At 66.1% G+C, this 26,003-nt stretch carries 27 protein-coding genes and 2 pseudogenes; 15 read left to right on the plus strand and 14 right to left on the minus strand.

Features of this window, described 5'->3' with window-relative positions:
* The first annotated feature begins 58 nt into the window (after positions 1-58).
* Genes CXQ91_RS20025 through CXQ91_RS20035 form a run of 3 tightly spaced genes read left to right on the plus strand, consistent with a single transcriptional unit; the run spans position 59 to position 3,116 of the window.
* Positions 59-1,357 (plus strand): ABC transporter substrate-binding protein, encoded by a 1,299-nt coding sequence (locus CXQ91_RS20025; protein ID WP_104175644.1) that lies wholly within the window; start codon positions 59-61, stop codon positions 1,355-1,357.
* A gap of 2 nt (positions 1,358-1,359) precedes the next feature.
* Positions 1,360-2,496 (plus strand): ABC transporter ATP-binding protein, encoded by a 1,137-nt coding sequence (locus CXQ91_RS20030; protein ID WP_104175645.1) that lies wholly within the window; start codon positions 1,360-1,362, stop codon positions 2,494-2,496.
* Positions 2,493-3,116 carry an HAD family hydrolase gene (locus tag CXQ91_RS20035; RefSeq protein WP_104175646.1) on the plus strand — a complete coding sequence of 208 codons (624 nt, stop codon included), beginning with the start codon at positions 2,493-2,495 and terminating at the stop codon, positions 3,114-3,116. The genes CXQ91_RS20030 and CXQ91_RS20035 overlap by 4 nt, the downstream gene beginning before the upstream one ends.
* A gap of 44 nt (positions 3,117-3,160) precedes the next feature.
* Here the strand turns inward: CXQ91_RS20035 and CXQ91_RS20040 are convergent, their stop codons facing one another.
* A complete protein-coding gene (locus CXQ91_RS20040) occupies positions 3,161-4,132 on the minus strand; it encodes an AraC family transcriptional regulator (protein ID WP_104175647.1) in 972 nt (323 codons plus the stop codon).
* Between the two features lie 129 nt (positions 4,133-4,261).
* On the opposite strand from CXQ91_RS20040, the gene CXQ91_RS20045 reads away from it, so the two are divergent.
* The 3 genes from CXQ91_RS20045 (at position 4,262) to ppk2 (CXQ91_RS20055) (ending at position 6,233) form a co-directional block, all read left to right on the plus strand.
* Positions 4,262-4,723, plus strand: coding sequence for a DUF1772 domain-containing protein (locus CXQ91_RS20045; RefSeq protein WP_258074151.1), 462 nt, complete (start codon positions 4,262-4,264; stop codon positions 4,721-4,723).
* A 79-nt stretch (positions 4,724-4,802) separates the two neighbouring features.
* Positions 4,803-5,189, plus strand: a complete 387-nt coding sequence (locus CXQ91_RS20050) for a hypothetical protein (RefSeq protein ID WP_104175649.1) — start codon at positions 4,803-4,805, stop codon at positions 5,187-5,189.
* 108 nt (positions 5,190-5,297) lie between these two features.
* Positions 5,298-6,233 (plus strand): polyphosphate kinase 2, encoded by a 936-nt coding sequence (gene ppk2 / locus CXQ91_RS20055; protein ID WP_104175650.1) that lies wholly within the window; start codon positions 5,298-5,300, stop codon positions 6,231-6,233.
* Positions 6,234-6,285: 52 nt separating this feature from the next.
* Here the strand turns inward: ppk2 (CXQ91_RS20055) and CXQ91_RS20060 are convergent, their stop codons facing one another.
* The gene (locus tag CXQ91_RS20060) at positions 6,286-6,504 is read right to left on the minus strand and encodes a three-helix bundle dimerization domain-containing protein (protein ID WP_104175702.1); all 219 of its coding nucleotides are present in this window, start codon (positions 6,502-6,504) and stop codon (positions 6,286-6,288) included.
* Between the two features lie 159 nt (positions 6,505-6,663).
* On the opposite strand from CXQ91_RS20060, the gene CXQ91_RS20065 reads away from it, so the two are divergent.
* A complete protein-coding gene (locus CXQ91_RS20065) occupies positions 6,664-6,918 on the plus strand; it encodes a hypothetical protein (RefSeq protein WP_258074152.1) in 255 nt (84 codons plus the stop codon).
* Positions 6,919-7,009: 91 nt separating this feature from the next.
* Here CXQ91_RS20065 and CXQ91_RS20070 read toward each other — a convergent pair whose 3' ends face one another.
* A complete protein-coding gene (locus CXQ91_RS20070; RefSeq protein WP_374953685.1) occupies positions 7,010-7,603 on the minus strand; it encodes an HAD family hydrolase in 594 nt (197 codons plus the stop codon).
* Between the two features lie 216 nt (positions 7,604-7,819).
* Here CXQ91_RS20070 and CXQ91_RS25405 point away from each other — a divergent pair.
* Both CXQ91_RS25405 and CXQ91_RS24860 read left to right on the plus strand, forming a co-directional pair.
* Positions 7,820-8,029, plus strand: a pseudogene (locus CXQ91_RS25405) (PhnE/PtxC family ABC transporter permease); the annotation flags it as partial.
* Positions 8,030-8,112: 83 nt separating this feature from the next.
* Entirely contained in the window at positions 8,113-8,274 is a 162-nt protein-coding gene (locus CXQ91_RS24860; protein ID WP_181038967.1) for a hypothetical protein, read from the plus strand.
* A 33-nt stretch (positions 8,275-8,307) separates the two neighbouring features.
* Here the strand turns inward: CXQ91_RS24860 and CXQ91_RS20075 are convergent, their stop codons facing one another.
* The 5 genes from CXQ91_RS20075 to CXQ91_RS20100 all read right to left on the minus strand — a co-directional run bounded on the left by CXQ91_RS20075 (position 8,308) and on the right by CXQ91_RS20100 (position 12,137).
* Entirely contained in the window at positions 8,308-8,802 is a 495-nt protein-coding gene (locus CXQ91_RS20075) for an SRPBCC family protein (RefSeq protein ID WP_181038968.1), read from the minus strand.
* A complete protein-coding gene (locus CXQ91_RS20080; RefSeq protein ID WP_104175653.1) occupies positions 8,799-9,035 on the minus strand; it encodes a hypothetical protein in 237 nt (78 codons plus the stop codon). The genes CXQ91_RS20075 and CXQ91_RS20080 overlap by 4 nt, the downstream gene beginning before the upstream one ends.
* Before the next feature lie 579 nt (positions 9,036-9,614).
* Positions 9,615-11,135: a CYTH and CHAD domain-containing protein gene (locus CXQ91_RS20090; protein ID WP_104175655.1), complete on the minus strand. Its 1,521-nt coding sequence runs from the start codon at positions 11,133-11,135 to the stop codon at positions 9,615-9,617.
* Between the two features lie 5 nt (positions 11,136-11,140).
* On the minus strand, positions 11,141-11,407 hold the full coding sequence (locus CXQ91_RS20095; RefSeq protein WP_104175656.1) for a hypothetical protein: 267 nt from the start codon (positions 11,405-11,407) through the stop codon (positions 11,141-11,143).
* 268 nt (positions 11,408-11,675) lie between these two features.
* Positions 11,676-12,137: a hypothetical protein gene (locus CXQ91_RS20100; protein ID WP_104175657.1), complete on the minus strand. Its 462-nt coding sequence runs from the start codon at positions 12,135-12,137 to the stop codon at positions 11,676-11,678.
* 253 nt (positions 12,138-12,390) lie between these two features.
* On the opposite strand from CXQ91_RS20100, the gene CXQ91_RS20105 reads away from it, so the two are divergent.
* The 3 genes from CXQ91_RS20105 (at position 12,391) to CXQ91_RS20115 (ending at position 17,894) form a co-directional block, all read left to right on the plus strand.
* The gene (locus CXQ91_RS20105; protein WP_104175658.1) at positions 12,391-13,242 is read left to right on the plus strand and encodes an amino acid-binding protein; all 852 of its coding nucleotides are present in this window, start codon (positions 12,391-12,393) and stop codon (positions 13,240-13,242) included.
* A 156-nt stretch (positions 13,243-13,398) separates the two neighbouring features.
* Positions 13,399-17,319 carry a Pls/PosA family non-ribosomal peptide synthetase gene (locus CXQ91_RS20110; RefSeq protein ID WP_104175704.1) on the plus strand — a complete coding sequence of 1,307 codons (3,921 nt, stop codon included), beginning with the start codon at positions 13,399-13,401 and terminating at the stop codon, positions 17,317-17,319.
* A 155-nt stretch (positions 17,320-17,474) separates the two neighbouring features.
* Positions 17,475-17,894: an SRPBCC domain-containing protein gene (locus CXQ91_RS20115; RefSeq protein WP_181038969.1), complete on the plus strand. Its 420-nt coding sequence runs from the start codon at positions 17,475-17,477 to the stop codon at positions 17,892-17,894.
* Between the two features lie 47 nt (positions 17,895-17,941).
* Here the strand turns inward: CXQ91_RS20115 and CXQ91_RS25805 are convergent, their stop codons facing one another.
* From CXQ91_RS25805 to CXQ91_RS20125, 3 genes and pseudogenes are all read right to left on the minus strand, one after another.
* On the minus strand, positions 17,942-18,262 hold the full coding sequence (locus CXQ91_RS25805) for a prolyl oligopeptidase family serine peptidase (RefSeq protein ID WP_374953686.1): 321 nt from the start codon (positions 18,260-18,262) through the stop codon (positions 17,942-17,944).
* A gap of 143 nt (positions 18,263-18,405) precedes the next feature.
* A pseudogene (ppk2, locus tag CXQ91_RS20120) lies at positions 18,406-19,296 on the minus strand (polyphosphate kinase 2).
* A 198-nt stretch (positions 19,297-19,494) separates the two neighbouring features.
* Positions 19,495-19,899, minus strand: coding sequence for a nuclear transport factor 2 family protein (locus CXQ91_RS20125; protein WP_104175660.1), 405 nt, complete (start codon positions 19,897-19,899; stop codon positions 19,495-19,497).
* Between the two features lie 169 nt (positions 19,900-20,068).
* Here CXQ91_RS20125 and CXQ91_RS20130 point away from each other — a divergent pair, with 169 nt between their 5' ends.
* The 3 genes from CXQ91_RS20130 to CXQ91_RS24870 all read left to right on the plus strand — a co-directional run bounded on the left by CXQ91_RS20130 (position 20,069) and on the right by CXQ91_RS24870 (position 21,179).
* Positions 20,069-20,545 (plus strand): universal stress protein, encoded by a 477-nt coding sequence (locus CXQ91_RS20130; RefSeq protein ID WP_104175661.1) that lies wholly within the window; start codon positions 20,069-20,071, stop codon positions 20,543-20,545.
* 52 nt (positions 20,546-20,597) lie between these two features.
* Entirely contained in the window at positions 20,598-20,876 is a 279-nt protein-coding gene (locus CXQ91_RS24865; RefSeq protein ID WP_258074154.1) for a hypothetical protein, read from the plus strand.
* Between the two features lie 126 nt (positions 20,877-21,002).
* On the plus strand, positions 21,003-21,179 hold the full coding sequence (locus CXQ91_RS24870) for a hypothetical protein (RefSeq protein WP_181038971.1): 177 nt from the start codon (positions 21,003-21,005) through the stop codon (positions 21,177-21,179).
* Positions 21,180-21,436: 257 nt separating this feature from the next.
* Here CXQ91_RS24870 and CXQ91_RS20140 read toward each other — a convergent pair whose 3' ends face one another.
* The 3 genes from CXQ91_RS20140 to CXQ91_RS20150 are packed head-to-tail and all read right to left on the minus strand — an operon-like array spanning position 21,437 to position 25,997.
* Positions 21,437-22,246, minus strand: coding sequence for an HAD family hydrolase (locus CXQ91_RS20140; protein WP_104175662.1), 810 nt, complete (start codon positions 22,244-22,246; stop codon positions 21,437-21,439).
* Positions 22,243-24,792, minus strand: a complete 2,550-nt coding sequence (locus tag CXQ91_RS20145) for a phosphoribosyltransferase domain-containing protein (protein ID WP_104175663.1) — start codon at positions 24,790-24,792, stop codon at positions 22,243-22,245. Before CXQ91_RS20145 ends, CXQ91_RS20140 begins: the two co-directional genes overlap by 4 nt.
* Positions 24,789-25,997, minus strand: a complete 1,209-nt coding sequence (locus tag CXQ91_RS20150; protein ID WP_104175664.1) for an HpcH/HpaI aldolase/citrate lyase family protein — start codon at positions 25,995-25,997, stop codon at positions 24,789-24,791. The genes CXQ91_RS20145 and CXQ91_RS20150 overlap by 4 nt, the downstream gene beginning before the upstream one ends.
* Positions 25,998-26,003 lie beyond the last annotated feature (6 nt).

The raw sequence follows: 26,003 nt of genomic DNA on the forward strand, positions 1-26,003 counted from the left end.
ATCCCCATTCCTCCAACCCCTCCCACAGCAGCGCCACCAACTAACCAAGGAAAAAACAATGCGCACCAAAGCAATCGCCACGGCGTCCGTTCTGACCGCCGTCGCCCTGGGCCTGTCCGCCTGCGGAACGTCCACCGAATCCGCCCCCGCCAACCAGGCTGCCGCGACCTCAGCGATCGACAAGTGCAAGCCCGCCGAGTCGAGCATCAAACTGGCCTTCGCGCCGCAGGGTACGCCCGCCGTCGAGCACGCCAAGAAGGTCATGGAACAGAAGTTCCCGGGGCTGAAAATCGACGCCGTGGCCGCGCAGAGCGGCAACTACTCGGACCTTACCAAGCAGATCGTGGCGGATTCCGCTGTCGGCAAACGGCCGGACCTCATCATGACCGGCCTCGGGCAGCTGCGTTTCTGGACGGACACGTTCAACCCCGCCACGATTGACCCCGCCACGCTTCCTGACGGTTACCAGAAACAGTTCCTCTCCGCCGGCAAGGTGGGCGACAAGAGCTACCTGGCGCCGTTCCAGATTTCCACCCCCGTGATGCTGGTTAACAAGACGCTCCTGGCCGACGCCGGCATCACTGATCCGGCCAGCATCAAAACCTTCGGCCAAGTGGTCGAGGTCGCCAAGAAGGTCACGGAGAAAACCGGCAAGCCCAGCATCAACATCGCCTCTGACGACCTCCCGGACTGGTTCTCCCAGGCCCTGGTCCAGTCCTCGGGCGAAAAGTTCGTGGCCGACGACGGATCCTTCGGCTTCGACACCCCCAAGGGACGAGAGGCCATTGGCCTGATCTCCACCCTTGCAAAGGAAAAGCTCGCCCTCAATGTCAAGATGGACGACGGCCAAGCCCAGTTCGTCGCCGGAAACCTGGCTTTCCAGATGGCCACCACCTCCCGGATCGCCCAGGTCTTGAAGAACGCCCCGAAGGACCTCGACTGGACCCCGATCGACCTTCCCGGCCTCAACGGCCCGGAGGGCGTCCTCCCCGCCGGCGGCAACGGCTGGGTGGTCATCTCCGAAGACTCCTGCAAGGCCGCATTCTCACAGGCCATGGTCGCGGAAATGCTGACCAAGGATGCCTCGCTCCTGAGCAGCGGCAAGGACTACAGCTACATCCCGGTCAACAAGCTCGCCACGGAAGAGCTCCTCAAGGGCGACAACATCGCCCCGCAGATGCGTTACGCCTGGACCTACAACAAGGCGCTGACCGTCTGGAGCGGATTCGCCGGAGCCCAGACCGCCCCCATTGTCGACACCCTCCGCACCATGCTCCAGCAGATGGGCACCGGCAAGTCCGCCGAAGATGCAGTGCCGGCAGCAGCAAAAACCATCAACGCCCTCCTCGGGAAATAGGCATGCCCTCCATCTCAGTCCAAAACATCTCCAAGCGCTTCGGCCAAGTCACGGCCCTTGACGACGTAAATCTGGACATCCACGACGGCGAAAGCCTGGCTATCCTGGGCCCGTCCGGCTCCGGCAAGTCCTCACTCCTGCGCATCATCGCAGGACTGGAGGACCCCGACACCGGCCGTGTCCTGCTGGATGGCAAGGACCAGAACGGCGTCCCTGCCCACCGGCGCGACATTTCCATCGTCTTCCAGAACTTCGCGCTCTATCCCCACCTGTCGTCCTTGGGCAACATCACGCTGGGGCTGCGCCATGGCCTTGGCCTGTCCAAGAAGGACGCCGAAGAGCGGGCCCGTGAGACCGCGGTACGCATGCGCGTCGAAGATCTTCTGGACCGGCGGCCAAAGGCGATGTCCGGTGGCCAGCGTCAGCGCATAGCCTTGGCCCGGGCACTGGCCAGACACGCCGGCGTCGTCCTCCTGGACGAGCCCATGTCCGGCTTGGACGCCCAGCTGCACATCTCGCTGCGGGCGGAAATCCACCAGCTCATCAGCCAGGAAGGAGCTACGGGGGTCACCGTGACCCACGACCAGCAGGACGCCATGTCCATAGCCGACCGGATCGCCGTTATGAACCGCGGGCGCATCATCCAGCTGGGAACTCCGGACGAACTCTACGACGAGCCGGCTTCGGCGTTCGTGGCCGGGTTCATCGGGGCACCCCCGATGAACCTGCTGGCAGCCATCCCTCACCGGCCGGGTCAGCTGGCCTCAGCGTTCGGACGCATCCAGCTCCCGGAAGGAGGCCCTGCCGGGACGGAATCCGGGCTGGGTTCCGACGCGAAGGTGGGCATCCGGCCAGAGGATGTCGTGTTGGGCACTCCGAGCCGGGCCGACGCCTGGGCATCGGAAGGGACGGCGATCCTGGTGGAGCCCAACGGTCCGCTACGGACCGTCCACGTTGATCTGGGAGGTGAAGTCGTGCTGCTCTCGTGCCGCCCGGACGAGCGCCCGGATCTCCACTCCAGGGTGAGCTTGTGGGCCCTCCCCGAGAAGATCCACTGGTTCAGCGGCCCCGAGGGCCTGCGGGCCGGAACGGCTGCCGGGCTGGGCCTCACGGCGGCGGCAATGGCGGGTGCCGTATGAAATTCCTGTTCGACTGGAACGGCACCATAGCCGACGACGCCGCGCGAGCATGCTTCGCCACCAACACGGCCCTGGACGCTGTCGGGGCGCCGCTCATCGATCCCCTTGAGTTCGACCGCAAGTTCATCCTCCCGATGGACGAGATGTTTCTCCGACTCGGTGTTTCCGGGGACGACCTTGGAACGGCGGCATCCCACTGGAACAGGGCCATGGCCTCACGGAACGCACCGATCCGCGGCGGCGCGGCCAGATTCCTCCGGGCCCTGCACGACGCCGGCGAGTACTGCGCGGTCATCTCCGCGGCCGGAGAGCAATACCTGCGCGAAGAACTGGAGTACTTCGGCCTCGCTGACTGCTTCGACGAGGTCCTCACCGGGGCCTCGGACAAGGTCGGGGCGCTGGAGGGCCTGCGGCAGGACGGCCAGGCCCTGTACTTTGGCGACACGGAATACGACATCGCCAGCGCCGTCGCCTCGGGGTGCATCGCAGTCGGGGTCCTCAGCGGCTACTGTCCCGAAGACCGGCTGCGAAGCGCCGGCGCACAGCACATCATCATGGACTACGACGGAATGGACGGCGCGACTGCCCGCAGGCTCTTCGGCAGCTACGCCACGCCGTAGCGTCCGAAAAAGCGTCCCGGCTCCGTTTCAGGAGCCGGGGATGTCTAGTTCGGATGCATCCTGTCCTCGGGAAGGCCCGAGCCGTGTGCGGAGCGCCGGTAGCCTGTAGGGCTGACACCGTAGACCCTGGAGAAGGCGGTGCTGAACGTGAAGGCATTGCTGTAGCCGACCTCGCCGGCAATGACCGCGGTGGTAGCGGCACTGGATGCCAATCTGTCTGCAGCCAGGGCCAGCCGCCAAGTAGTCAGGTAGGACATTGGCGGCTGCCCAACAGCGGTGTGGAACCGGGCGGCCATGGTAGCCCGGGACACATGCGCCCGCCTTGCCAGCTCTGCGACAGTCCACGGCGCGGCCGGCTCCTCGTGCAGGAGAGCCAGGGCATGGGCAACTATGGGGTCTCGGGTTCCTGCTGCCCAGCTGGGGAGCGCATCCTCCGCACGGTCTACCCTGACGCGCACCAGATGCAGCAGCAACAAGTCCAGGACCCGATCCAGGGCGCTCGCCTGCCCCAACCCGGGGTGGGTGAGCTCGCGCTCGAGCAGTTTCAGCAGGACCGGGTCGGTCTCCTCGCTGTCGAAGACGGCCAGTGCAGGCAGGGCGGAGGTAACCAGCTGGCCGGCCGCCGCCGCTGTCTGGTAGGTGCCGATCAACAGGACGGTGGCCCCATCGGGGCTATTACCCCAGGTCCGCACACCATGGGACATCGTGAGCTCCAAGTGTTCCCCATCTGGGGTCCGGCACGACTGCCCGGCGTCGATCACCACTGTCGGGGCCCGGCCCGGCGTGTCCGTGACACAGTAAGGGGCAGGACCGCGGACAGTGGCCGCTTGTCCTGGACTCAGGGACCGCGGGGCGCTTCCCTCTGCGGTGATCCAGGCTTTTCCGCTGACCGCTACGATCACAGTCAGCGCTGCTCCGTCCTGAACGTCAATGGAGAAGGGCGGGTCCATCACTACGCGCAGTGTGAACGCGGACTGCGCCCGGGGTCCGGTGAGGAACTGTGACAAGGGATCCATGCTTCACAGAATAGACGGTGGCAGATGTCTGGTGGACTTTGAAGCATTCATCGTCCAACCATGTCGAGGCAGGCTAGGAGTTATGACGAATTCCGTACTCGCTCCTGTCCTTGTCCCCGGCGGCCTTCAATGAACGGGTGGCTGCCCGTGATCGCGGGTACCGGCTCCGCAGTGGCGGGCGGCTTCTACCTCGCCTTTTCCACTGTGGTCATGCCTGCCCTTCGAGGGCGGCCGGCGGCGGAGGCCATCGCGACCATGGTCTCTATCAACGAGAAGGCGGTGAGGCCTCCATTCATGATCCTGTTCTTCGGCACCGCGGCGGCCTGCGGCGCCTTCGCCGTCGTCTCGGCCACCGATCCGCTGGCCCAGTCACCGATACGGGTCGCCGGAGCGGCAGCCTATCTGGCGGGGTGGGCGTCCACCATGCTGGTGAACGTCCCGCTGAACAACCGTCTGTCCAGGAATGGCGGTGGCCGGCCGGATCGGCAGTGGCACAGCTTCGAGCAATCCTGGATTCCAGCCAACCACGTCCGCGCCGCCCTCTCGATCGCCGGCGCGGTGGGACTGTTGATCCCCATTCCCCATCCCTGACACTGAGTGTTCACCTTGTGCTGGTACAGCTATTTCGCATAAAAGGGTTCTCTTGGCGGGACAGGAAGATGGGGGTTTTATGATGCTTGACCAATTCGCCGCGGTGGCCGCCTGCGCGGTTCTGGCCGGTCTGGCCGTTTTTCAGGGCGCGCTGATCGGCGGCGCGTCACTTGGGAGGTTTGCCTGGGGCGGACAGCACGATGTGCTGCCGGCCGGACTGAGGGTCGGCAGTGCTGTGTCCATAGTCCTCTACGCCCTGTTCGGGTACGCGGCGGTGGCCAAAGCCGGCTTGGTCCCTCCGTTGGTGAGCGAGAGTGTCACGTCAGTATCCATGTGGGTGCTGACAGCCTATTTCGTCCTCGGTGTGATCATGAACGGGATCTCCCGCAGCAAACCGGAGCGCCTCATCATGGCGCCCACCGCTCTGGTTCTCGCGGCCCTTTTCCTGATCCTTGCGGTCGGCTGATTCCCGGCCTGTGTCTGTGTGGACCGGCTTTTCGAAGTGCCTTCTCCGGCTCTCGATCCGTGCTGTAAACTGCCGTCGACGCTTAGGCGAAGCCGGAAGGAGACCCGGATGGCTCAGGCAGGCATGCCGTGGACGCCCGGGGACCAGTGGTGGGTCAGGGACAACCTCCGCCACGCCATTGACCGTCTCGTGGAGCTGGGCTACACCGTGCGGGGCGGGCAGGGCGAAGACCCTGAACTCATCGATCCCGGCGGCTCGGCGGTGGAGACCTGGCGCGAGGACTACCCGTACGAGGCGCGGATGTCGCGGGAGGAATACGAGCTCGAGAAATACCGCCTGCAGGTCGAACTGCTGAAGTTCCAGTACTGGGGCCAGGACCACGGTCTCAAGAACGTGATCGTTTTCGAGGGGCGCGACGCTGCTGGCAAAGGCGGGACGATCAAGCGTTTCACCGAACACCTGGATCCCCGCTCGGCCCGGACCGTGGCACTGAGCAAGCCATCGGACCGGGAACAGGGCCAGTGGTACTTCCAGCGCTACATCCAGCACCTGCCCACCGCGGGTGAAATCGTGATGTTCGACCGTTCCTGGTACAACCGGGGGAACGTGGAGCGGGTCATGGGCTTTTGCAGCGACGAGGAGTATCGCACCTTTATGGAGCAGGCGCCGGTTTTTGAGAAGATGCTGGTGGACTCCGGAATCCACCTGAACAAGTTCTGGTTCTCGGTGACCCGCCACGAGCAGCGCACCCGCTTTGCAATCCGCCAGATCGATCCGGTGCGGCGCTGGAAGCTTTCGCCCGTGGACCTGGCCTCCCTGGACCGGTGGGAGGCCTACACGGAAGCCAAGGAAGAGACGTTCCTGCGCACCGATACTGACCACGCGCCGTGGATCACCATCAAGTCCAACGACAAAAAACGCGGACGCATCAACGCCATCCGTTTCTTCCTCAACCAATTCGACTATGACGATAAGAACACCTCGGTCGTTCATGACGCTGATCCGCTCATCGTGCGCCGCGGCCGCGAAGCCGTCGGAGACTGAACCCGATCCGACCAGGTGGAGTTGAACCCTTCCGGCGTAGGCTTCTGGGGCGTCAGAGTTCCGCGGATTCGGCGGCGAACTCGCGTTTGAGTCTGTTCTTGGCTCCGTGTTCGACGAGAGTCGGGATGTAGGTCCGTATCCTGCTGGCGTCCAGTGACTCGTATTCCTCCGCGACGACCCGGACTACGAGGGAGCGGGGCGCGTCGGGGTAGCGTGCAGCGAGCCGGTCAGTGACTTTGGCGATGGTGTCGTGCTTTTCCGTGTCGTCCATCAAAACAGTTTGATGCCCGGAACCGGAGGCGTCCATCAGCTTCCTTAGGGTTTTCGCGGCTCCGTGCGCGGGGCACGAAGAAATCATGCGGCGGAAACTTTCGGGCAACCTTGGACGTGCACTCTGTGAGAGCGGAACGCTTCGGAAGGGATGCGACTCATGACCATGGGTGAAGAGACTGTTGTTGGTACGTGCCATGAACTCGCTGCCGGGGATTTCATCGTCGCCCGGTACAAGGGTGCCCTCGTTCACCGAGGACGGGTGACCGAGCGGGTCCCCGAGCACGGCCTGTTCTGGATCCTGGACGAGTTGGCCGGCGGCCGGCGTTTGCTGGACATGGCCGATCTGGAGATCGGCCGTGTACGCAGTGACGTCACCGCACAGGATCCGGGAGCGGAACCGGCCGCCGCCTGAGTCAAACCACCACGGTGACCCGTTGTGTCAGCCAGGGCGCTGACGGAATCGACTGCGGGGATGCGCCGGACCTCCGGCGCAGGCGGTGCCCCTAGACCAGAACCGCCGGGATGTCCCCGACGCCATCAAGGATGTGGTGGTGCGGGTGCTGTTGGAGGGCGGTCCGGTCAAGCTTCCCCGTGAGCACGCCCACGGCTGTGACGCCGGCGCGCGTGGCGGCCAGCAGGTCATTTGAGGTGTCCCCGGCGGCCAGCACTTCCCGGACGTCCTGGATTCCGGTGATTTCCATCGCGCGGTGGATCATGTACGGCGCGGGCCTCCCGGCGGCAACGTCATCGGCGCAGACCACCGCGTCAAGCACGATGCCGCCTGGCGCGCCGCCGGTGGTGCCGGAACCGCCGCCCGTGCTGCCGCCGTCGTGCGCTATGGTCCATCCCAGCCCCGCCAGTAGCGGCTCCGCGACATCGCGGGAGAACCCGGTGGTGAGCGCGACCTTGACCCCGCGGCCCTGCAGTTCGCGGATGGCGTCTTCGACCCCGGGCAATGGCTTGGGCGGGTTGGCCGCGTAGGAATCAGCCAGCAGCTTTTTGAACCGGGCGAAGGCGTTCCGGACAGTTTTCGCCGACGCGGTTCCGCCGCCGGCTTCGATCAGGGCGGTAATGGCTTCGACCTTGTCTGCGCCCATCCACGCCTGGACGCCTTCGGCGGTGGTGCCGGCGCCGGTTTCCCGCCGGACCTGGACTGGGAACAGACCGTCCAACCCGGGCTCGAAGCCACCCTGGTCACGCTGTGGATCGGGCTGCTGGGAACCACGCTCTCGGTGCCCTTCGCCCTGTTGCTGGCCGTGCTGGCCGCCAACACCACCACCCCGCACCGGCTGGTCTACTAGGCGGCACGCTCCGTGCTGTCCTTCTTCCGGGCGGTTCCGGACATCGTCTTCGCGCTGATCTTCGTCACGGCCGTAGGCCTGGGCCCCTTTGCCGGCGTGCTGGCTCTGATCTGCCACAACACGGGCGTCATGGGGAAGCTGTGGGCGGAGTCCATGGAGGAGATCGACGCCGGCCCGCAGGAAGCGCTTCGCACCGCCGGAGCCAGCCGGATCCAGCAGGTCGCCAACGCGACGCTGCCCATGGTTGTTCCCCAGTTCGTGGGCCTGCTGCTGTACCGGTTCGATGTCAACGCAGGTCATCCCTGGTGCTGGGGCTCGTGGGCGCGGGCGGCATCGGCCTCCTCATCAATCAGGCCATCAAATCCTTCCGCTTCGATGCCATGCTCACCCACATTGTCATCGTGCTGGCGCTGATCATCGTGGTGGACCAGTTCTCCGCCTGGATCCGGCGCCGGCTGGCCGCGTGAAATCCGGTGCCCAGGCTGAGCTGACCGTGTGGTTCATGAGCTCCGGTCGATGAGCTCGGCGCGTTTCGTGACGGCGCCGACGTAGTCATTCAGGGTCTGGGCGGTGTCCGGGCCGGTGTTTCCGAGGAACTTCACCAGTGGCCCGCTGACTTCTTCCTTGACCGTGAGGTGGGTGAGTCCGGCCTGTGGCGACAGCGTGAAGGTGCGGGTCCGTCTCAGCAGGCCGAGCGGCAGGCCACTGGTCCAGGTCATTACTTCGCCCGGCATTTGCTGGACGCGGATCCGGGTCCGGAGCACGCCACCGTCGGAGGCTTTTATCCGGACCGTTCCACCGTTGCGCAGTTCTCCGTCGATGGCGGTGATCCCGGATTCCCAGACGGTGAGGTTCCCGGCGTCGGTGATGACTTCCCACACCGTCGAGGCCCGTGCATTGATCAGCGCTTCCGACTCAAAATAATCCACCAGCCCAGAGTAGACAGTGAGGTTTTCGGTTGCCGCCAATGCCGGCCGGATGGTGTCAGGCTTCACCAAGAATTCGTTTCGCTACGGCCTTGGCTCTCGTGAGGGGATTCGATGGTGACTGCCATGGAGGGGATCCCGATGAGCGTCAGTGGCTGTTCGGGGGCGTCGTCCAGTTCCAGCGTGACCAGATCTTCCTGCAGGTGCGAGGACAGGACCCTGAAGCGGAAGCGCTGCAATGTGAGGGTATCGCCGGCGCGTACCGCTTCGAGCCGGGTTTCGTTGTTGTTGCTGGTTTTCATCTGCTGTGGCCTGTTTCTCCGGCCCGTTCCGGTGTGTTTTCCGGGACGGGAATGACTGGAGCCGCCAACGCCTGCTTCATCACACGGCAAGGTTCAGTTCATGATGCGGGGGCAGCGAAGTCAAGGAGGCGCGCCGCCCTAGCATTCCTTTGTGGGAATGCCTGCCGACATCAGATGGTCATCCCCTCGAAAGAAAGGGTCAACGTGTGTCGGGCATTGTTGAGCGGTGACGGATTGCCTTGAACGGACGAATGCATTGGTTGAGACGGGCGAGGCCCCTCAAATCGGTTCCTGCGTTGTGCCGGCTGTGGGCCAGGAGATTGAAGCCTGGTCTGGCGGTCAACTTGTTCACCGGGGCAGCGTGGCGGACACCCCGCAGTCGGGAAATCTGTTTTGGATCAGGGATCCCCGCACTGGAGACAGGCGGTTGCTTGATACGGAGATATTCAGCATCAGGGCCGTTTCGGGACATTCGGAAGTAGCGACCGTTCAGGCGCTGGTGCTTGGCCCGGCCTGAAGCTTCGTCTGGCAGGACGTGCAGGGATCTCCTGAGCCGGCCTGGCCTCCGCGGGTCCCTCGTCAGTGGCGCAGCCGGATGTTGAGCGCGTTCTTTGTGGCGGCTTTGCGGTACGCAGTTTCGGTGTCGCGGGAGATGCGCTCCTCGATCTTCAGCAGCCGGGCGTAGATGCGGTCTGCATCCGGGGGCAGGTCCGGTGCGGCGGCGAGGCGTGTCAGCAGCGCCACGGCAAGGACGCTGTCCTGGTGGTCGCCCAGGATCTGCTGCAGCCGCTTGGCTGCCGTCGCCAGTTTCGCGGAGCGTTTGCCGTGGATCGAGGCGACGGATTCGGCGGCGTGCCGGAGGCGTTTGGCGTCTTTGCGCACCTGGTGCAGTGCGGTGTCGCGGTCGCGCCGCGATCTGGCCCGCTTAGCGGCTTTGCGCGCACGGTTGAGGCGTCTGGCTGTCTCGTCTACCAGCCGGGCCGTGACGCCGCGGGCGGGCTTGGCGGCGCGCGGCTTGGTGGGCGGGTCGTCGCGGAAGTTTTCGAGGTCTTTCAGGAGCCGGAAGTAGCGCCCGGAATCCAGGGCTTCGAGTGTTTTCCGATATCCGGTGTTGTATTTAGTGTCGAGCTCGCGTTCGATTGTCGCGCGGACCGGGCCTGTGCTGTCCTTCTCCGGCGGGTCACTAAGGTGAAGGTGGAGGCGTTCGCGCATGACCTCCGCGTCCCGAGCCTGCCCAAGGATCCCGGCCAGCCACTTCAATTCATCCGCAAGCTGCTTGACCACGGACTTGTCGAAGAGCGGGCGATACGTCGTCAGGGCTGAGCGGGCGCGTCGCGTCGCGGATCTCATCTGATGGACCGCGTCCGGGGTTTCGCGGCGTACGCCCGGGTCATGGATGAGGAATTCGGTGATCCGGTCGTTCAGGTAGGCGGTGACGACGTCGGCTGACGGTCCCTTCTTCCTCGGCTCCCGGATGCCGGGCACGCGTTCGGGCGGCCAGGCCTCACCCAGTGCCCGTGCCAGCTTGGCGGCCTGCGCCGAGCGGACCGCGCCCGTTGTGGTGATGGTTCCTTCGGCTGCCGCGAAGAGACGGTCGGCGCCATGAACGAGTTCGATCTCCCATTCACGCCACTGCTGCTCTGTCTGTGCCGGGTGCAGGGCTTGGGCATGCACCCGGTCGTCGGCGAAATCGGCCAGGTGCTCGCCGCCAGGCCCGTAGAGCCGGTGCGTGGTGCGCTGGGTAGTCAGCCGGGCGACGGGCACGAGGTGCTCACCCCGGGTGTAGACGTGCACGTGGTTGGCCAGCTCCTCCGGCACGGAGTCCGGTTGGCCCAGCGGGGCGTGGAGTTCCTGCCGCCGGTCATCGCCGGCGGGGAGTTTGAGGTGCCATCCGTGGTCGGCCCCTCCTGTGCGGCGGCGCAGGGTGATGCGCCGCGCGGCGAGGGCAAGGGTCGGGGTGTCGAAGTACACGGCTTCGAGATGGTCTGACACCGGCACCGCGACGCGTTCCACACCAGGGATGTCCACTAGCTCCGGAAGCGGAGTGGAGGTCTCGGCGTCGTATTTTTGTTCCGTTTCGAGCTGGTCGTCGGATGTCACGGCGGTCAGGCGTCCGCCCCGGCGGCGCCTTCCAGCGTTGAGGGGGCAAAGAGTGCGGCAACGACGTCATCACGGAGGTAGTACTGGCGTCGTTCCAGCGGTACCAGGCTGCCGCGCACGACGTAGTAGCCGCGGCCTTCGCCGGGGCCGCCGGCTGCGCGGTCAATGGCATCGAGCATGTCGGGGCTGAGGAGCTGCCCGGGGCCTCGTTCCTGGAGCAGGGCGTGGTCTTCGGGCTCGAGGGAGCTGATGAGCCCCTGAATGTCTGTCACTGTCCGCATCCTTGCCGGCACCGCTGGAACGTGCTGTGGTTCCCCCTGCGGGCGGTGCCCGGGGGTGCCTTGACCGGTTGCGTCCACAACGATTGTAGGGCTCCGGAGGCGGCAGGAACAGGCCAGGTCTCCGGGCCGGAAAGTCCGAACCGGCGGCTGCACCGGATGCCGGGTACAGGCCCCTACAGGTCCTCGAAGCCGTCGGAGTAGGTCGGTCCCCGGCATGACCGGGTTGCCGACCCGGCAGCTGCCCGTGCAGCGGATGGGACTAGCGGGCGCTCCCGCGCGGTTCGGTTGGCGTCTCTGCGTCGTCCGGCGTGCCGGGGACGGGCGAGCCGGGAAAGATTCCGCCTTCGAGGTGGAAACTGAGCAGTTCGGCCCGGAATTTGACCGCATCAACGTAGCCGGTCAGGGCCGGGTGGGTGCCGCGCGCCGTTTTCCGGACCAGTCCGGTCAGCGGACCTTTGGCCGTATCCCTGACCTTCAGATGGGTGATCCCGGTGTAGTCCGCCAGCGTAAAGGTGCGTTCGACCTGCAGCAGTCCCAGCGGAAGTCCTCCGGTCCATGTCGTGAGCTTTCCGGGGATTTGATCAACCCGGAGGCGGAAGGTTCTCTTGCCGCCGTCCCGGGTCCGGACCCGTATCCGTTCGCCGTGGCCCACCTTGCCGTTGACCTCTGTGATTCCGGAATCCCAGACCGGGTAGTTTCCGCGTCGGTGATGATGTCCCACACCGTGCCGGATCCGGCCAGGATTAGGGTCTCCGCCTCGAACGATTTCATGCTTGCAAGGTTATCCGCAGGTCCTGTGGCGCATCTTCAAAGAGCCGTTGTGGCTCATGTGATCTGTGTGACGTGCCCGGCATGTCACACCAGGGTCGGGGTCCGGGGGTCTACCGGCGGTTGTGAAGGGGCCGGGTTAACCGTTGATCCGGTGTTGGTCCGGCCGTCATCCGGACGAAAGGCGGGAGCGGGATTATGAAGCCATGAAACGAACGGACCGGGATGCGGCCAGCGCGGCGCTGGCCTGCGACGTCTGCGGGCAGTTGCCCCATCCGCATAAGGTGCGCCTCACCCTTGCGAACGTCGCTGTGATGCTGCCCGTGGAGCTGTTGGTGCACGCCGCGGTGGTGAACACCGAAATGCCCTATTTTCAGAAGGTGCTGGTGTTAACCCTGACGGCGACGGTTCTGGTGATCTGGGTGGCCGAGCCGTCCGTCAGGCGTGCGTTGCGGGACTGGCTGCACGCGCCGGCTCTGCGCCACCAGCGGCGGCTGCACACGTCAGCCACACTCTGGCGGGTCCGGACCCTTGTGGATGACCACGCGTCGGCGCAGGGAAAATTGGCCCGCAGCCTGGCCGGAAGCAAGACCGATGTGCTCGGTCTGCAGCTCCACCCGGTCCCCGGCGGGGTCCTGACGGAGCTCCTTATCTCTGCACCGGAATACGTGACACAGCTTGATCTGCTCGGCGCCGCGGAGGCCGGCGGGGGCCGAAGTGCCACGGCCTGGCCAACCACTGCGCTGGCCCTGGCCGACGGACAGACGAAAGCCCTGAGCCTTGCTCTGCGGGTGGCGGGGAATCCGGACGAACTGCAGCTTGCCGTCGCTGACCTCCTCGGGGCAGAACTGGTGCCGGACCCGCCCGGTGCGCACTTGCATCACCCGAAGGGTCTGCTGCTGAAGATACCGTCGCCTCGGCTGGGGCCCTTGTTTTTCGCCCGCCCGCAGGCGCCCTTCACCCCTGCAGAGTCCGCACGGGCACATCGTTTGGCCGAACTGGCCGAGCTGACCGAACTGTCCAGGGGACGCCCGGTTCCCCATGCCGGCCTCGACTAGCTGCGACGGTGTCGGAGCACGAAGGGCGGGCTCTCCCGGGTGCCGTGCCTCCCTGGCGATCCGGATCGGAGAAGTACTATGAACGTCACATCCGTTGGCGAGCCTGACTCTTACGGCAGGATCGATGCCGCCGCGCCGGGCCTCGGACACAATGGGATGGTGACAACCCCTCGCGCGCAACTGGCACGTGCTGCTGACGCTGCCCCGCCGCGTACTTTGATTCAGATCCTGCTGGAAACCGCAGGGCGGTTCCCGGATGCCTCCGCGCTCGACGACGGTCGGGCCTCGCTCAGTTATGCGGAGCTGCTCCGCGAGGTGAAGGCCTACGCCGTGCGGCTGCATCAGGCCGGGATCGGCGCCGGTGACAAGGTCGGAGTGTGGATCCCGTCCGGAACGAACGAGCTGTACGTCGCGATCGTGGCCGCCCTGTATGTTGGTGCGGCCTATGTTCCGGTTGACGCCGATGACCCGGACGAGCGGGCACGGCTGGTTTTTGATGAGGCAGGGGTCGCCGGGGTCCTGCGTGCCGGTGAGGTCATCACCTCCCCGGACCGGGTCCGGCCGTTCCCGGCGCCGCGGCAGGCCACGCCGGCCGATGATGCGTGGGTGATCTTTACCTCCGGGTCCACCGGCACGCCGAAGGGTGTGGCGGTCACGCACCGCTCCGCTGCGGCGTTCGTCGACGCCGAAGCGCGCCTGTTCCTGCCGGTCGAGCCGGTGAACACCTCGGACCGGGTCCTGGCCGGGCTGTCCGTGGCGTTTGACGCCTCCTGCGAGGAAATGTGGCTGGCCTGGCGCAACGGCGCCTGCCTGGTCCCGGCCCCGCGGTCCCTGGTCCGGACCGGCATGGACCTGGGTCCGTGGCTGATCACGAACGGCATCACCGTTGTCTCCACGGTCCCTACCCTCGCCGGGTTGTGGCCGGCTGAGTCCCTCGAGGCGGTCCGGCTGCTGATCTTCGGCGGTGAGGCCTGCCCGCCGGAACTTGCCGCCCGGCTCGCCGTGGACGAACGCGAGGTCTGGAACACCTACGGACCGACCGAAGCGACCGTGGTGGCCTGCGCCGCGCAAATGGACGGAAAAGGCCCGGTGCGGATCGGGTTGCCCCTGGACGGCTGGGACCTTGCCGTCGTCGACCCGGCCGGGATCCCCGTGGTAGAAGGTGAGATCGGGGAGCTGATCATCGGCGGTGTGGGCCTGGCCCGGTACCTGGACCCGGCCAAGGACGCGGAGAAGTACGCTCCCATGGACACCCTGGGCTGGGACCGGGCATACCGCAGCGGTGACCTGGTCCGCTACGAGGAGGCCGGACTCATCTTCGTCGGCCGCGCCGATGAACAGGTCAAACTCGGCGGACGCCGGATCGAACTGGGCGAAATCGACGCAGCCCTCCAGTCCCTGCCCGGCATCCACGGGGCCGCCGTCGCCGTGCAAACCACAGCCGCAGGCAACCAGATCCTCGTCGGCTACCTTGCACCGGCGCCGGGCGTCGTTCCCGATCTGGCCCGGGCCCGGGAACTTCTGGCCGGCCGCCTCCCGGCGCCCCTTATTCCCATGCTGACCGTCATTGACTCGCTGCCGGTCAAGACCAGCGGCAAGGTGGACCGCAATGCCCTGCCCTGGCCGCTGGGAAACCCTCCGGAGGGTGACGCGGTGCCTCTGGCGGACCTTGACGAACGCACCGCGTGGATTGCCGGGCAGTGGGTTGCGGTGCTCGGTTCAGCTCCGGAGGGCCTGGACGCCGACTTCTTCGCCCACGGCGGCGGCAGCCTGGCCGCGGCTCAGTTGGTCTCGGCCCTGCGGGTGCGCTACCCGACGATCACGGTAGCGGACATTTACGCGCAGCCACGACTGGGCGCCCTGGCCGAGCTGGCGCGGCTGTCCCAGCCCGACGGGGGTGACGAAGCCATCCAGGCGGCCGAACGGCACGTGCAGCCGACCGCACTGAAATCTAGGATCTTCCAGCTCCTGGCAGGGATCCCGCTGCAGCTGCTGGTGTCCATGCGCTGGCTGACCTATCTGATGGCCATCAACAACATCCTCGCCACCGGGGTGCTTCGCGCAGCCCCGACCGTGTCGTGGTGGTGGGTGCTGGCCTCCTGGGCCGTGTTCGTCAGCCCATGGGGACGGATGGCCCTCTCCGCCGCAGCAGCCCGGATCCTGCTTCGCGGCATCGCCCCGGGCAGCTACCCGCGCTCCGGCAAGGTCCACCTGCGGTTGTGGCTCGCCGAACAGATCGCCGACCTCTCCGGCGCCGTCAGCCTCGCCGGCGCACCCTGGGTGCCATACTACGCGCGTGCCCTGGGCGCGAAGATCGGCAAGGACGTGGACCTGCATTCCGTCCCGCCCGTGACCGGGATGCTGAGCCTGGGCACGGGCTCCTCGATCGAACCCGAAGTGGACCTGTCGGGCTGGTGGATCGACGGAGACCTGGTCCATATCGGACACGTCCGGGTCGGACCGGGCGCCACCGTCGGTTCACGCAGCACCCTGATGCCCGGCACACGGATCGGTGCCGGGGCCGAAGTCGCCCCCGGCTCGGCGGTCCTGGGCAAAGTCAAAGCCAACCAGCGGTTCGCCGGTTCACCGGCACAACGCCTCGGCAAAGCACAGCAGGACTGGCCCGCCCCGCCGCCGCTGCGCCCCGGTGCCCGGCTCTGGTTCCCCGTCTACGCCGTCGCGTCCGCGCTGCTGGCCACCATTCCCTACATCTCGGCAGCAGCAGGGGCCCTGGTCGTGGTTCGGGCCATCCACGGCCAGGACTCGCTCGCCTCCTCCTGGCCGGTGCTTTTGTGGGCGGTCCCGGTGGCGGCCGTCATCTGGTTCGCCTCCAACATGATCCTGATCGTGACCATCGTCAGGCTGCTGGGCCTGGGCCTGGCCCCGGGCCACTACCGGGTCCGCAGCCTCACCGGCTGGCGGGTCTGGGCCACCGAACGCGTCCTGGACATCGCCCGGGACCTGCTCTTCCCGCTCTACGCCAGCCTGTTCACCCCGGTCTGGCTCCGGCTCCTCGGCGCCACGGTCGGCCGGAACGTGGAAGCGTCCACCGTACTGTTGCTGCCCTCGATGACCACGGTCGGGGACGGGGCGTTCCTGGCCGATGACACCATGATCGCCTCCTACGAACTCGGCGGAGGCTGGATGAAGATCGGACGGGCCAAAATCGGCAAACGGGCGTTCCTGGGCAACTCCGGGATGACCGGGGCCGGACGCAGCGTCCCGAAAAACTCCCTCGTCGCCGTCCTGTCCGCGACACCGTCCAAGGCCAAGTCCGGGACGTCCTGGCTGGGCAGCCCGCCGGTCCGGCTGCGCCGGGCACGGATGGATATGGACCAGAGCCTGACCTTCAACCCCCCGCTGCGGCTGAAGATCTACCGGTCCTGCTGGGAGTTGGGCCGCGCCGTTCCGGTGATCCTGACCGCTGCCATCGCCGCCGGTGTCCTGGCAGTCCTTGACCTGATCGCCACCCGGGGCGGCTACCTTGCCGCGGCGCTGCTGGGAACCGTGGTGGTCCTGGCCGCCGGTGCCGTGGCCGCCGGAAGCTCGGTCGCGGCCAAATGGCTGCTCGTGGGACGCATCCGCGCAGGGGAGCATCCGCTGTGGAGCTCGTTCATCTGGCGCAACGAGGTCGTGGACACCTTCATCGAAATGGTCACCGCCCCCTGGTTCGCCCGGGCCGCGGCCGGCACCCCCGCCCTGGTCTGGTGGCTCCGTGCCCTCGGCGCCCGGATCGGATCCGGCACCTGGTGCGAAAGCTACTGGCTCCCCGAAGCGGACCTGGTCACCCTCGGCGCGAACTCCACCGTCAACCGCGGCTGCGTGGTCCAGACCCACCTCTTCCACGACCGGGTCATGAGCATCGACACCGTCACCCTCGAGTCCGGCGCGACCATGGGCCCGCACGGCGTCATCCTTCCCGCCGCCCGGATCGGGGCCGGCGGCACCGTCGGGCCCGCATCCCTGGTCATGCGCGGGGAAACCGTCCCCGCCGGGACTTACTGGATCGGCAACCCCGTCAGCCCCTGGACCACCCCACCCGGCGCCACCGCCGTCAGCGTTCCGCAAAGCGTGTAACGCGCCCCATGGTGGTGGCGGCAGCCGGAGAGAGCGGGTATGCGCTTGCGTCAACATCATCGCAACCGTCAGACCCGCCCTGTTCATGTGCTGTTCACCGCAGTAGCCCGAAGTCCAGCGACAGTCGTAAATTGCGCTGGGTAGTCTGTCGGGGTATGAAATCCTTTGAGGCAGAAACGATGATCTACGCCCGCTCCTCCACCGTGTGGGACATCATCACCGATGAAGGTAACTACACCGTCTGGGACTCCGGAATCACACGTATCGAGGGACAGATACGCAACGGCGGCACCATCAGAATCCGAACCATCACCGGCGGACACCGAAGCTTCCGCCTGCGCGTTCAACAGATCCCCGGAGAGGTGATGACCTGGACCGGCGGCCTGCCGATGGGCCTGTTCACCGGTGTCCGGACGTTCACGCTCTCGCCTCAGGGAGGGAAAACTCAATTGCGCGTGAGAGAGGAATTCAGCGGCCCTCTGCTGGGAATGATCTGGCGGACCGTGCCGGACCTCGGACAGGACTGCACAGGCTACGTCAACGCCGTCAAGGAACGCGCGGAACTGATCGGCTGACGCCTCCCGGACGTGACCGGCAGCTCAACCTGGCGCGCAGCGGCCTGTTAGCCGTGATGTTTGATGAACTCCAGGGCTGTGTCCGCCACGTCGCGCCAGCCGTGGTCGATGGTCAGTGAATGGCCGCGATCGGGTATTTCCTTGATCTCGGTGAGTCCCGGGTTGCGCTCCTGCCGATTGAAGGACGCGTGGGCGATGGACCAGGGAACGGTGTGGTCCTTTTCGCCGGAGAAAATCAGCAGTGGCCCATTCAGGATTTGGGTGTAAACCTTGGCCTCCGTGAAAGGACGGAAGGTCTCGTACAGTTCGCGGGCTTCATCTGCTGGTAGTGCGTTTGCCCATCCGTAGATGAATTGCTCGAACGTCAGCGAGACCGCGCGCTAGGTGTTGGTCGAGTTCACCAGCACCGGTGACGCGGACTTCAGGGAGGACGGGTGGCCGGGCGCTTGTGGCGGCCGGCACCTCCTGCAGCCGAATGCAGGAACCGTGGGCCCGACGGTGGATGGTCGGCTTAGGCTCCGGGCCTTTCGCCGTCTTCGAAAATTCTCGACGCCGGGCCGACAATGAGGCTGTCCGGTGCGGAGACCAGTTCGGTGTCCTTGTCGTCGTAGTCAAACATGTGCAGAACGTGGCGCATGGCCTCCAGCCTGGCGCGTTTCTTGTCGTTGCTCTTGACCACGGTCCACGGCGCCCACGCCGTGTCCGTAGCCAGGAACATGGTCTCCTTTGCAGTGGTGTAGGAATCCCACTTATCCAGTGAGGCAAGGTCCATAGGGGAGAGCTTCCATTGCCGCACCGGGTCAACCTGACGGATCGCGAACCGGGTCAGCTGCTCTGTCCGTGACACAGAGAACCAGAACTTCACCACGTCAATGCCGTCGTTGGTCAGAACCTACTCGAAGGCCGGGGCCTGACGGAGAAAGCCCCGGTACTGGTCATCGGTGCAGAACCCCATGACCCGCTCCACCCCGGCACGGTTGTACCAGGAGCGGTCGAACATGATGATCTCTCCCTTGGCCGGCAGGTGGGTGACGTAGCGCTGGAAGTACCACTGCGACTGTTCACGTTCGCTGGGCTTTTCCAGCGCCACAACGTGGGCGCCGCGCGGATTCAGGTGCTCGGTGAATCGTTTGATCGTGCCGCCCTTGCCCGCGGCGTCCCGGCCCTCAAACAGCACCACGAGACGTCGGCCAGTGGCCTTGACCCACTTCTGCAGCTTGAGCAGTTCGATCTGCAACAGCCGCTTTTCCATCTCGTACTGCTCCCGCGTCATTCTGGTCCCGTAGGGGTAACCCTCCCTCCAGATGTCGACAGGTGTGCCTTCGGGAGTTAGCAGGACGGGGTCGTCGTCATCGTCATCCAGCACAGTGAAGCCATGGTGGGCCAGGTCAAAAACGTTCATCGACCGAACATACTTTGCTCCCATGAACAATTCGTGAACACACCGGACGCGGAGGAGGAGCCCCCGTATAACCCCGTCATGCGTTGCGGCGGGCGCAACTGCCGAACGGACGTCGCCGTCGTCCGTCCGCGGCAAAACAGTAGGTCTTCCACTCCTAAGACAATCAGGGCGCGCCAGATCTGCGGCCATGGCCTGCAGTCAGGAACGCGCGGTGGCATGGGTAAACCACTCATCGTCGATGCCCAGGCGGCGTCGCTCTTCCGGAGTGTCCTCGTAGACGCGCCATTCACTTAGCCCGTCCGCGACGGCAATTGCTGTCCACAGCGCAGGTCCCGCGAGCGAGGGGACGCCTGGGCACACGGTGTGGCCGACGATTGTGACCTGGCCGCCGCGGGACAATACGGATTCAAAGATGTTCCTGTACCCGGGAAAAGACTCGAAGAAGCCGCGCCAGGCTTCAGTGCAGGCAGCCTTGCCTATGACTGCCGTTCCGGCCGTATCGATGAACGTATGGTTATTGGCCATAAGTCGCGTCATCCCCTTCAGGTTCCGCGCGTTGATGCATTCGTTGAACCCAACGGCCAATGCGGCGGCGTCATTCATGCCGGAACGCTACCACCGCTGGCCCGTTCGTTGCAGTTGCGTGCCGGGGGACAGGTCGCTCTTCCGGTGCAAGCCAGACCTGGGTTGGCTATCCTGTCGCTTATGGACGTCGTTGAGCTTGAGCGGTCGCGCGGATTATTCGGTGGGCCCGTTGAGCTATTGCAGATTCATGTCCGATGAGAGTTGGCCGGACGGGCCGATCGTTGTGGGCGTGGCTTGGGATTTTTCGGAGAGGCTGGTCGTGGCAGCGGCGAACCTCGCTGCCGGTCTGGGTCTGCATCTTGTCTGTGCGTTCGTGGATCCTGCCAGCTACCTGACGGAGTGGGAGCCGGGCGGCTCGCGCACAGCTCTTTCGCTGGACCCCGCGGCCAACGAAGAGACTGATTTTCCCGCGGGTGAGCTCCTGCTTAGGGTTGAAGCCGTCCTCGGATCGCCGGGCGCGGAGTGGTCGTTCCGGGTGCTCAATGGTGACGTTGCGCCGGCCCTCGGGCGGTTGGCGAAGAGCGCCGGCGCATCCTTGATCATCGTGGGCGGCCGCCGGCCCGGCATCCTTGCCGCAATGGACCGGTTCCTCGAAGGCTCGGTGTCCGCTGTCCTGGTCCGCTCACAGGGGCGGCCGGTTCTTATTGTTCCGGGTTGCGCGTGAGTGGACTCTAGTCATTGGAGAGCTGTCCACTCGAAGCGAGGACTTCCGGACCATGTGGGCCGCGCAAAACGTGCGGCTCCACCGCACCGGGGTGAAACGCTATCATCACCCGGTCGTGGGGGACTTTGAACTGACATTCCAGGCCATGCAACTGCCCGGCGATGAAGGCCTTACTCTCATCGCCTACAGCGCCGAGCCAGGCACCCCCGGGTATGACGCATTGAACCTGCTGGCCACCTGGAACGCCACGGTCCGTCACGATGCCAGCCGCAAAACAACCGACGTGCCCGCCATCGCCGAGCCTGAACAGAATCAAATCCGCAGCCAGTAACCCCGGGTGCCAACGCCGAAATCTCAGTACCCCAGTGGCTCCCAATTTCAGCAGTGGATAACCGAATTGCGACATGACCATCGGCTACGAAGTCCTAGCCCTAGCGTCCGCCCCGGCCTGAGCCTCATGACGTACTTCGCCGAACCCGCCACTCCGTCCGCCGACGCCATGAACCTGCTCCCCAGCCGGACCGCGAACGAAACCAGGACCGCCGACACAAGCCCGCACCAGCCACTGAGAGACCAGTCGCCGGCCTCGGAACATGAGCTGAACCAGGAAGTACCCGCCGCTGCCGCGTCATGATCTCCGCTGGAACATCAGGCTGCACCCCGGACGGCAGAACCCCGCCCATGCCGGCTCAAGAAGCACCATCTCAACAGGAAAACGGCCGGGACCCGAGTGAGGTCTGCGAGGCTCTTGGCTGACAGCGCGGCCGTCAGCCTGTGCCGACCCGAACACCGCGTCCGGATCTGGTCTGCCGGCCGGCCAGCAATCTAGCGGGAACTGCTGCCCCGGGCACTGTCCACGGCCGGCCGGGCTGCCATCCGCAGACGCGTGCCTTAGCGCTGGACCAGCGCATGGATGCGCCGGGAGATTTCCTCGCCTGCCAAGATGCCTCGGGCATCGGTCACGCGTAAATGATGCCTGCGGAAGTCGATGGCGGCGAGTTCTCCATGGGAGGGACGGAAGGCGACGTCAGCTTCGGCCAGCATCGGACCGTCCAGCAGCGAGTCCCCGGCGGCGATCACGCGGGAGGCCCCAGTGCGCCGGGCGACTTCTGCGACGGCGCTGTTTTTCGTCACCGCGTGCGGTACGCAGTAGAGCTTGCGGCCCTGGACGGACACCGTCCAGCCGAGCGAGGCACACCATGCGTCCAGGTCCCGCACGAATTCCACAGGCATAAGCTCCCGGTCCACCATGGCGTAGAGGAAGAGCTCTTCGGCCCGGCGCAGCCGGAGGATCCAGGACCGGTAGGCCTCCCGGGACAGAAATTCCTCGACGACGGCCAGCGGCGCGGAGCCCTCCGAGACCCGTTGCCCCACTGTGGTCTGCCATTCGATGTCCGGCTCACCGTTCTTGAGCAGGACACCGCCGTTGGTGGTGACCGCATATTCAGGCACGGCACCGGGCAGCCGGACCCGCCGGTACTGGGCCTCGGTCCGGGTGGTCACCGGGACGAAGATGGTTGTCCGTGTCAGTTCCAGCAGCAGCCGCTCCGCGGTGCGGGTCATAAACGAGATCGGGACCCCCTCGTGGAGCTCGGCAACCACCATGTCCGGTGCAAGGTGGTCGGGGACGTCCAGGAAAAAGGCCTTCGCGGAGTAGATCAGTGTCCGGTCCAGGTCCGAGGCCACCAGGACGGAATTCACAGGGCCGCCGCCGCAGGAACTCCAACGGCACCGGATACCCCGCTGAACGTCGGATCGATGAGCCCCACGCAGCTGAAGGGCAGGTCCGTCACCTCCAGCACCGGGACACCGCGCTGCTGAGCCAGCAACAGGATGTGGGCTATCTCGGGCGCGGCATCAGGGCGCACCAGGACCTTCCACGGCACCCTGCGCAGCAGCACCCGGGTTGTCTCGCCGACCCCGGGTTTGATGAGGTTCAGGTCGTCGATCTCGTGTTCCCGGCCGAGGATTTCTACCGCGAGCCTGCCGGCCCAGGTGGGCGTCCTGTCCGCGGCCAGCAGGGCCTGGGCTGCTGCCCGGGCGGACGCTTCGACTGCTGGGAAATGGGCGGAAACGGCCGCCAGGAAATCCCGCGAGACGTCGTCACCGCGCAGCTGGTGGTAAAACTTGGCCCCGTGGAAGTCGTCCGGGCCGATGAACTCCGCGTTGAGGACCGTGCGGGACACGAGACCGGACACCGTCGAGTTCAGGCAGGCGGAGGGGATGAGGTAGTCCTCCCGCGTGCCGTACATGGCGGCGCAGTGCCCGGGGTCGGCGAGCACGGCGAGGTCCTTCGGGAAGGCAATGCCGTCGGTTTCGGCGAAGCGGTCGAGGGCGGCCGAGAGCTCGCGGGTGATCGCACCCTTGCCGGTCCAACCGTCCACAAAGAGGATCTGTTCCGGGTCATGATGGGAGGCCAGGTATCGCAGCGCCGTCTGGTCCAGCCCGACTCCGCGCACGATGCTCATCGTGTAGTGGGGAAGGTCGATGCCGTGGATCTGCTGCGCCCAGCGGCGCATCAGGATGCCGACCGGTGTGCCGGCCCTGGCCAGGGAAACCAGCACCGGCCGGTTGCGACGCGCGGCCAGCGCCATCTCGGTCACAGTGCCCACGGCCTGCGCGACGCGCGCCGAGGAACGTTCCAAGGCGTCCCGGTATAGCTGCTGGTACTGCTCAGAGGGCGAATATTCGATCGGCAGGGACTCGGCATAGTTCGCCCCGCCCGATTGCATGGCGGCTTCACGATCGGCCGCTGGCGCTTCCAACGCGGCATCACCGATGTCCTTCAGCAGCCAAGTGACTTCCTCCGGGGCGTAGGACCCAAACGCCGGTCCGGCCAGCGGCGCCGGGAGGATGGGTGAGGCAGGCAGGAGGACGACGACGACCGCGCTGCAGACGGCGCTGAGCGCCTCCGTCACACTGCCGGGACCCGAGAGGACATCCGCGGTGGTTCCAGGTTCGGGCATCAGGACGATCGTGCCGAATCTGCGGCCGGACGGGGAAACATTGTGGGCGAAGCGCACACCGGGCCCGTCCACGGTGGCGTCATGGCTGGCGAACCGCAGCGTGCTGGTGATGGCGTAGTCCGGGCGATCAAGGGCGACGATAGGGGATCGGGTGGTGGTGGAGAACCGTACGCCGCGGCCCGGATTCAGCCGGTCCAGCGCATCGGCAACGGCCAGGGGCACGTGGATGAACTCCTCGCTGCCCAGGACCAGGACGGACTCCGCGGCAGCCGCCTGTGGAAGCACCAGGTGGATCGATTCCCCGATGTCGGCCAGGGTGGCCGCCGAGGGGGAACCGCCGTTGCCGAACCGGTCGCTGCGGACAGCTGCGCCGGCCGTCCCGGGCTCGAGGAAGGTCACCGTTCCGGGTGCCCCCTCGGGGGTTGCCGGCGCCTGCGGCAGTGCCGCCACCACCTCGTCAGCGCGCTGGAGAATGTCCGTGCCCAAGGTGATCTGTCCCGTGGCCAGGGCCACCACCCGGATGCGGGTTCCGAGGCGATCGGCCAGTTCGTCGAACCTGGCCCGGTCACCCGGTGTCCGCAGGTCCACGAGCGCGGCCACCGTGTAGCTGGGATGCGGTGCCAGGGCGTGGAGTTCGGTGATGGTGTTGATGATCGTGGCCCCGGTGCTGAGTTCGTCGTCGACCAGCACCACCGGTTCGTGGGCATTCAGGCGCCGCGGGTCCGTGGGAAGCAGCCGGTGTGAGGTGGCGTGCGAATGTGCTTCCTCGAAGGACCCGTAGGCGGCGGCGCCCGCCGGGGCGTGCCGGGATGAGTGGATGTAATACGAACCGATCGTGTCGGCCACGAGCCGCCCCAGGCCGGTGGCCGTCTCCGCGTAGCCGATGGTAATGATCTGCTGGTTGCGGGACTTCAACCCGGCCAACTGACGCCGGAGGCTCTGCAGCGCGGCCCGCCGGGCGCCGTCGTGCGTGTCCCCTCGCAGGACCGCGGCGAGCCCGGCAGCAATGGTCCGGGAGGCCGGCAACGCTTCCGGGGAGTCGCAGAGCGCCTCGCCGACGAGCACCCCCAGCAGCTCACCGGCGGCCATGACCAGCCCGGGTTCTGACGGGACGTGTTTGCCCAGCACCCGGGACACCAGCAGATGGGCCCGCTTGGGGTTGCGACGCAGGGCCAGTCCCACCAGGGCCTCGACCGGCAGCAGGCTGGCGGAGTGGTCCGTCTTGATGCCGACGCCGAGGGCGTCCCGCACAAAGCCGCCGGTCCAGGGGTGCTGGCTCAATTCATGCTCGCTTCCAGGAGGTCAACGTAGGTGATGTTCTCGGCGGCCACGCCAAATGCTGCGGCACGCAGCAGGGTTTGGACGGCCCAGGCCTGATGGGGCTTCATCTCATTCATCTTGTTGCCGTATGGCGAGGCTGAGGCGCCGCCGCCGTTCTTGCCGGCGATCTCCAGCGCGTCCACGTATTCCTCGTGGCTGACCACGCACATGGCATGGACCAGCGGGACATGGGTCGGGTGGATGACGGTCTTGCCCAGCAGCCCGTTGGCCAGATCGAGTTCAATTTCGCGGATCAGCCCGTCGAGGTTGGCCGTCAGAATCCGGTCACGCAGGGGCATTTCATTTGCGTCGGCGAAGGGAGTGCGCCGCAGCAGCGGGCGCAGCACCCGCTCGCTGTTGCTGTAGTGCTCCCAGACCGGGCCGGAGATCACGAATCCGTTGTCCGGCCTGCCCAGCATATTGACGATGTCCCCGATCACGGAGGCAACCACCTTGACATCATAGATGGTCAGGTCCCGGGAGCGGCGCAGGCCAAAAGCACTGGACATGTCCGTGGCGCCCACGCGGACGGCCAGAACATCCTCCCGGTTGGCTTGCAGCAGGTCCCGGATACCGGACAAGGTCCCGGCCCGGGTCTCGCCGTGGATCATCAGCGGAGATTCCATAATGGGCATGATCCGCATCCTGCGGCCGCCGCCGCGGGAAGCGTTGATCAAATGCAGGGCATCCAGGAACTGTTGCGCCCGGCCGGTCTCATTTTCAAACTTCGGAATGACAAAGCCCACCAGCAGGTCCAGCGCGTTGCCGCAGCGGCGGGCCAGGCTCAGCATCTGCTCCGGGGTGCGGACGCGGAGAAACAGCAATGGCCCCGCGTCGGAGTGGAAGTCGCCGTCGGGGCCGCTGTCGCCGCGCGGCCCGGCGGAACCGGCATGCAGCCGGGTCACCGTGTCCACAACGTTGGTTTCGGCGGAGTCCACAGCATCATCGGCGATGGAATCCTCGAGGCAGATCACCATGCTCAGGCAGCCGCGGGCCGCCTGTTTGCGGATATCCTGCGCCAGGTTCGGGCGGTCCGCCGGAGTGTAGAGCGTGGCGCCCAGGGCCACGGCCAGCACCGCGGGGGCCGAGCCCAGGCTCAGCTCCTGCGGCGCGATGTGGAACAGGCGCGAGGCGTGCTCGTCGCTAAGAAAACTGAAATGGCGCATGCCGTC

Source organism: Arthrobacter sp. Y81, assembly GCF_002929335.1.
In the GTDB taxonomy this organism is placed as follows: Bacteria; Actinomycetota; Actinomycetes; order Actinomycetales; family Micrococcaceae; genus Arthrobacter.

Coding starts and splice junctions, on each gene's coding strand:
- CXQ91_RS20025 (WP_104175644.1), top strand. CDS start 59: ATGCGCACCAAAGCAATCGCCACGGCGTCCGTTCTGACCGCCGTCGCC.
- CXQ91_RS20030 (WP_104175645.1), top strand. CDS start 1,360: ATGCCCTCCATCTCAGTCCAAAACATCTCCAAGCGCTTCGGCCAAGTC.
- CXQ91_RS20035 (WP_104175646.1), top strand. CDS start 2,493: ATGAAATTCCTGTTCGACTGGAACGGCACCATAGCCGACGACGCCGCG.
- CXQ91_RS20040 (WP_104175647.1), bottom strand. CDS start 4,132: ATGGATCCCTTGTCACAGTTCCTCACCGGACCCCGGGCGCAGTCCGCG.
- CXQ91_RS20045 (WP_258074151.1), top strand. CDS start 4,262: ATGAACGGGTGGCTGCCCGTGATCGCGGGTACCGGCTCCGCAGTGGCG.
- CXQ91_RS20050 (WP_104175649.1), top strand. CDS start 4,803: ATGATGCTTGACCAATTCGCCGCGGTGGCCGCCTGCGCGGTTCTGGCC.
- ppk2 (WP_104175650.1), top strand. CDS start 5,298: ATGGCTCAGGCAGGCATGCCGTGGACGCCCGGGGACCAGTGGTGGGTC.
- CXQ91_RS20060 (WP_104175702.1), bottom strand. CDS start 6,504: ATGGACGACACGGAAAAGCACGACACCATCGCCAAAGTCACTGACCGG.
- CXQ91_RS20065 (WP_258074152.1), top strand. CDS start 6,664: ATGACCATGGGTGAAGAGACTGTTGTTGGTACGTGCCATGAACTCGCT.
- CXQ91_RS20070 (WP_374953685.1), bottom strand. CDS start 7,603: ATGGGCGCAGACAAGGTCGAAGCCATTACCGCCCTGATCGAAGCCGGC.
- CXQ91_RS20080 (WP_104175653.1), bottom strand. CDS start 9,035: ATGAAAACCAGCAACAACAACGAAACCCGGCTCGAAGCGGTACGCGCC.
- CXQ91_RS20105 (WP_104175658.1), top strand. CDS start 12,391: ATGAAACGAACGGACCGGGATGCGGCCAGCGCGGCGCTGGCCTGCGAC.
- CXQ91_RS20110 (WP_104175704.1), top strand. CDS start 13,399: ATGGTGACAACCCCTCGCGCGCAACTGGCACGTGCTGCTGACGCTGCC.
- CXQ91_RS20115 (WP_181038969.1), top strand. CDS start 17,475: ATGAAATCCTTTGAGGCAGAAACGATGATCTACGCCCGCTCCTCCACC.
- CXQ91_RS20125 (WP_104175660.1), bottom strand. CDS start 19,899: ATGAATGACGCCGCCGCATTGGCCGTTGGGTTCAACGAATGCATCAAC.
- CXQ91_RS20130 (WP_104175661.1), top strand. CDS start 20,069: ATGTCCGATGAGAGTTGGCCGGACGGGCCGATCGTTGTGGGCGTGGCT.
- CXQ91_RS24865 (WP_258074154.1), top strand. CDS start 20,598: ATGTGGGCCGCGCAAAACGTGCGGCTCCACCGCACCGGGGTGAAACGC.
- CXQ91_RS24870 (WP_181038971.1), top strand. CDS start 21,003: ATGACGTACTTCGCCGAACCCGCCACTCCGTCCGCCGACGCCATGAAC.
- CXQ91_RS20150 (WP_104175664.1), bottom strand. CDS start 25,997: ATGCGCCATTTCAGTTTTCTTAGCGACGAGCACGCCTCGCGCCTGTTC.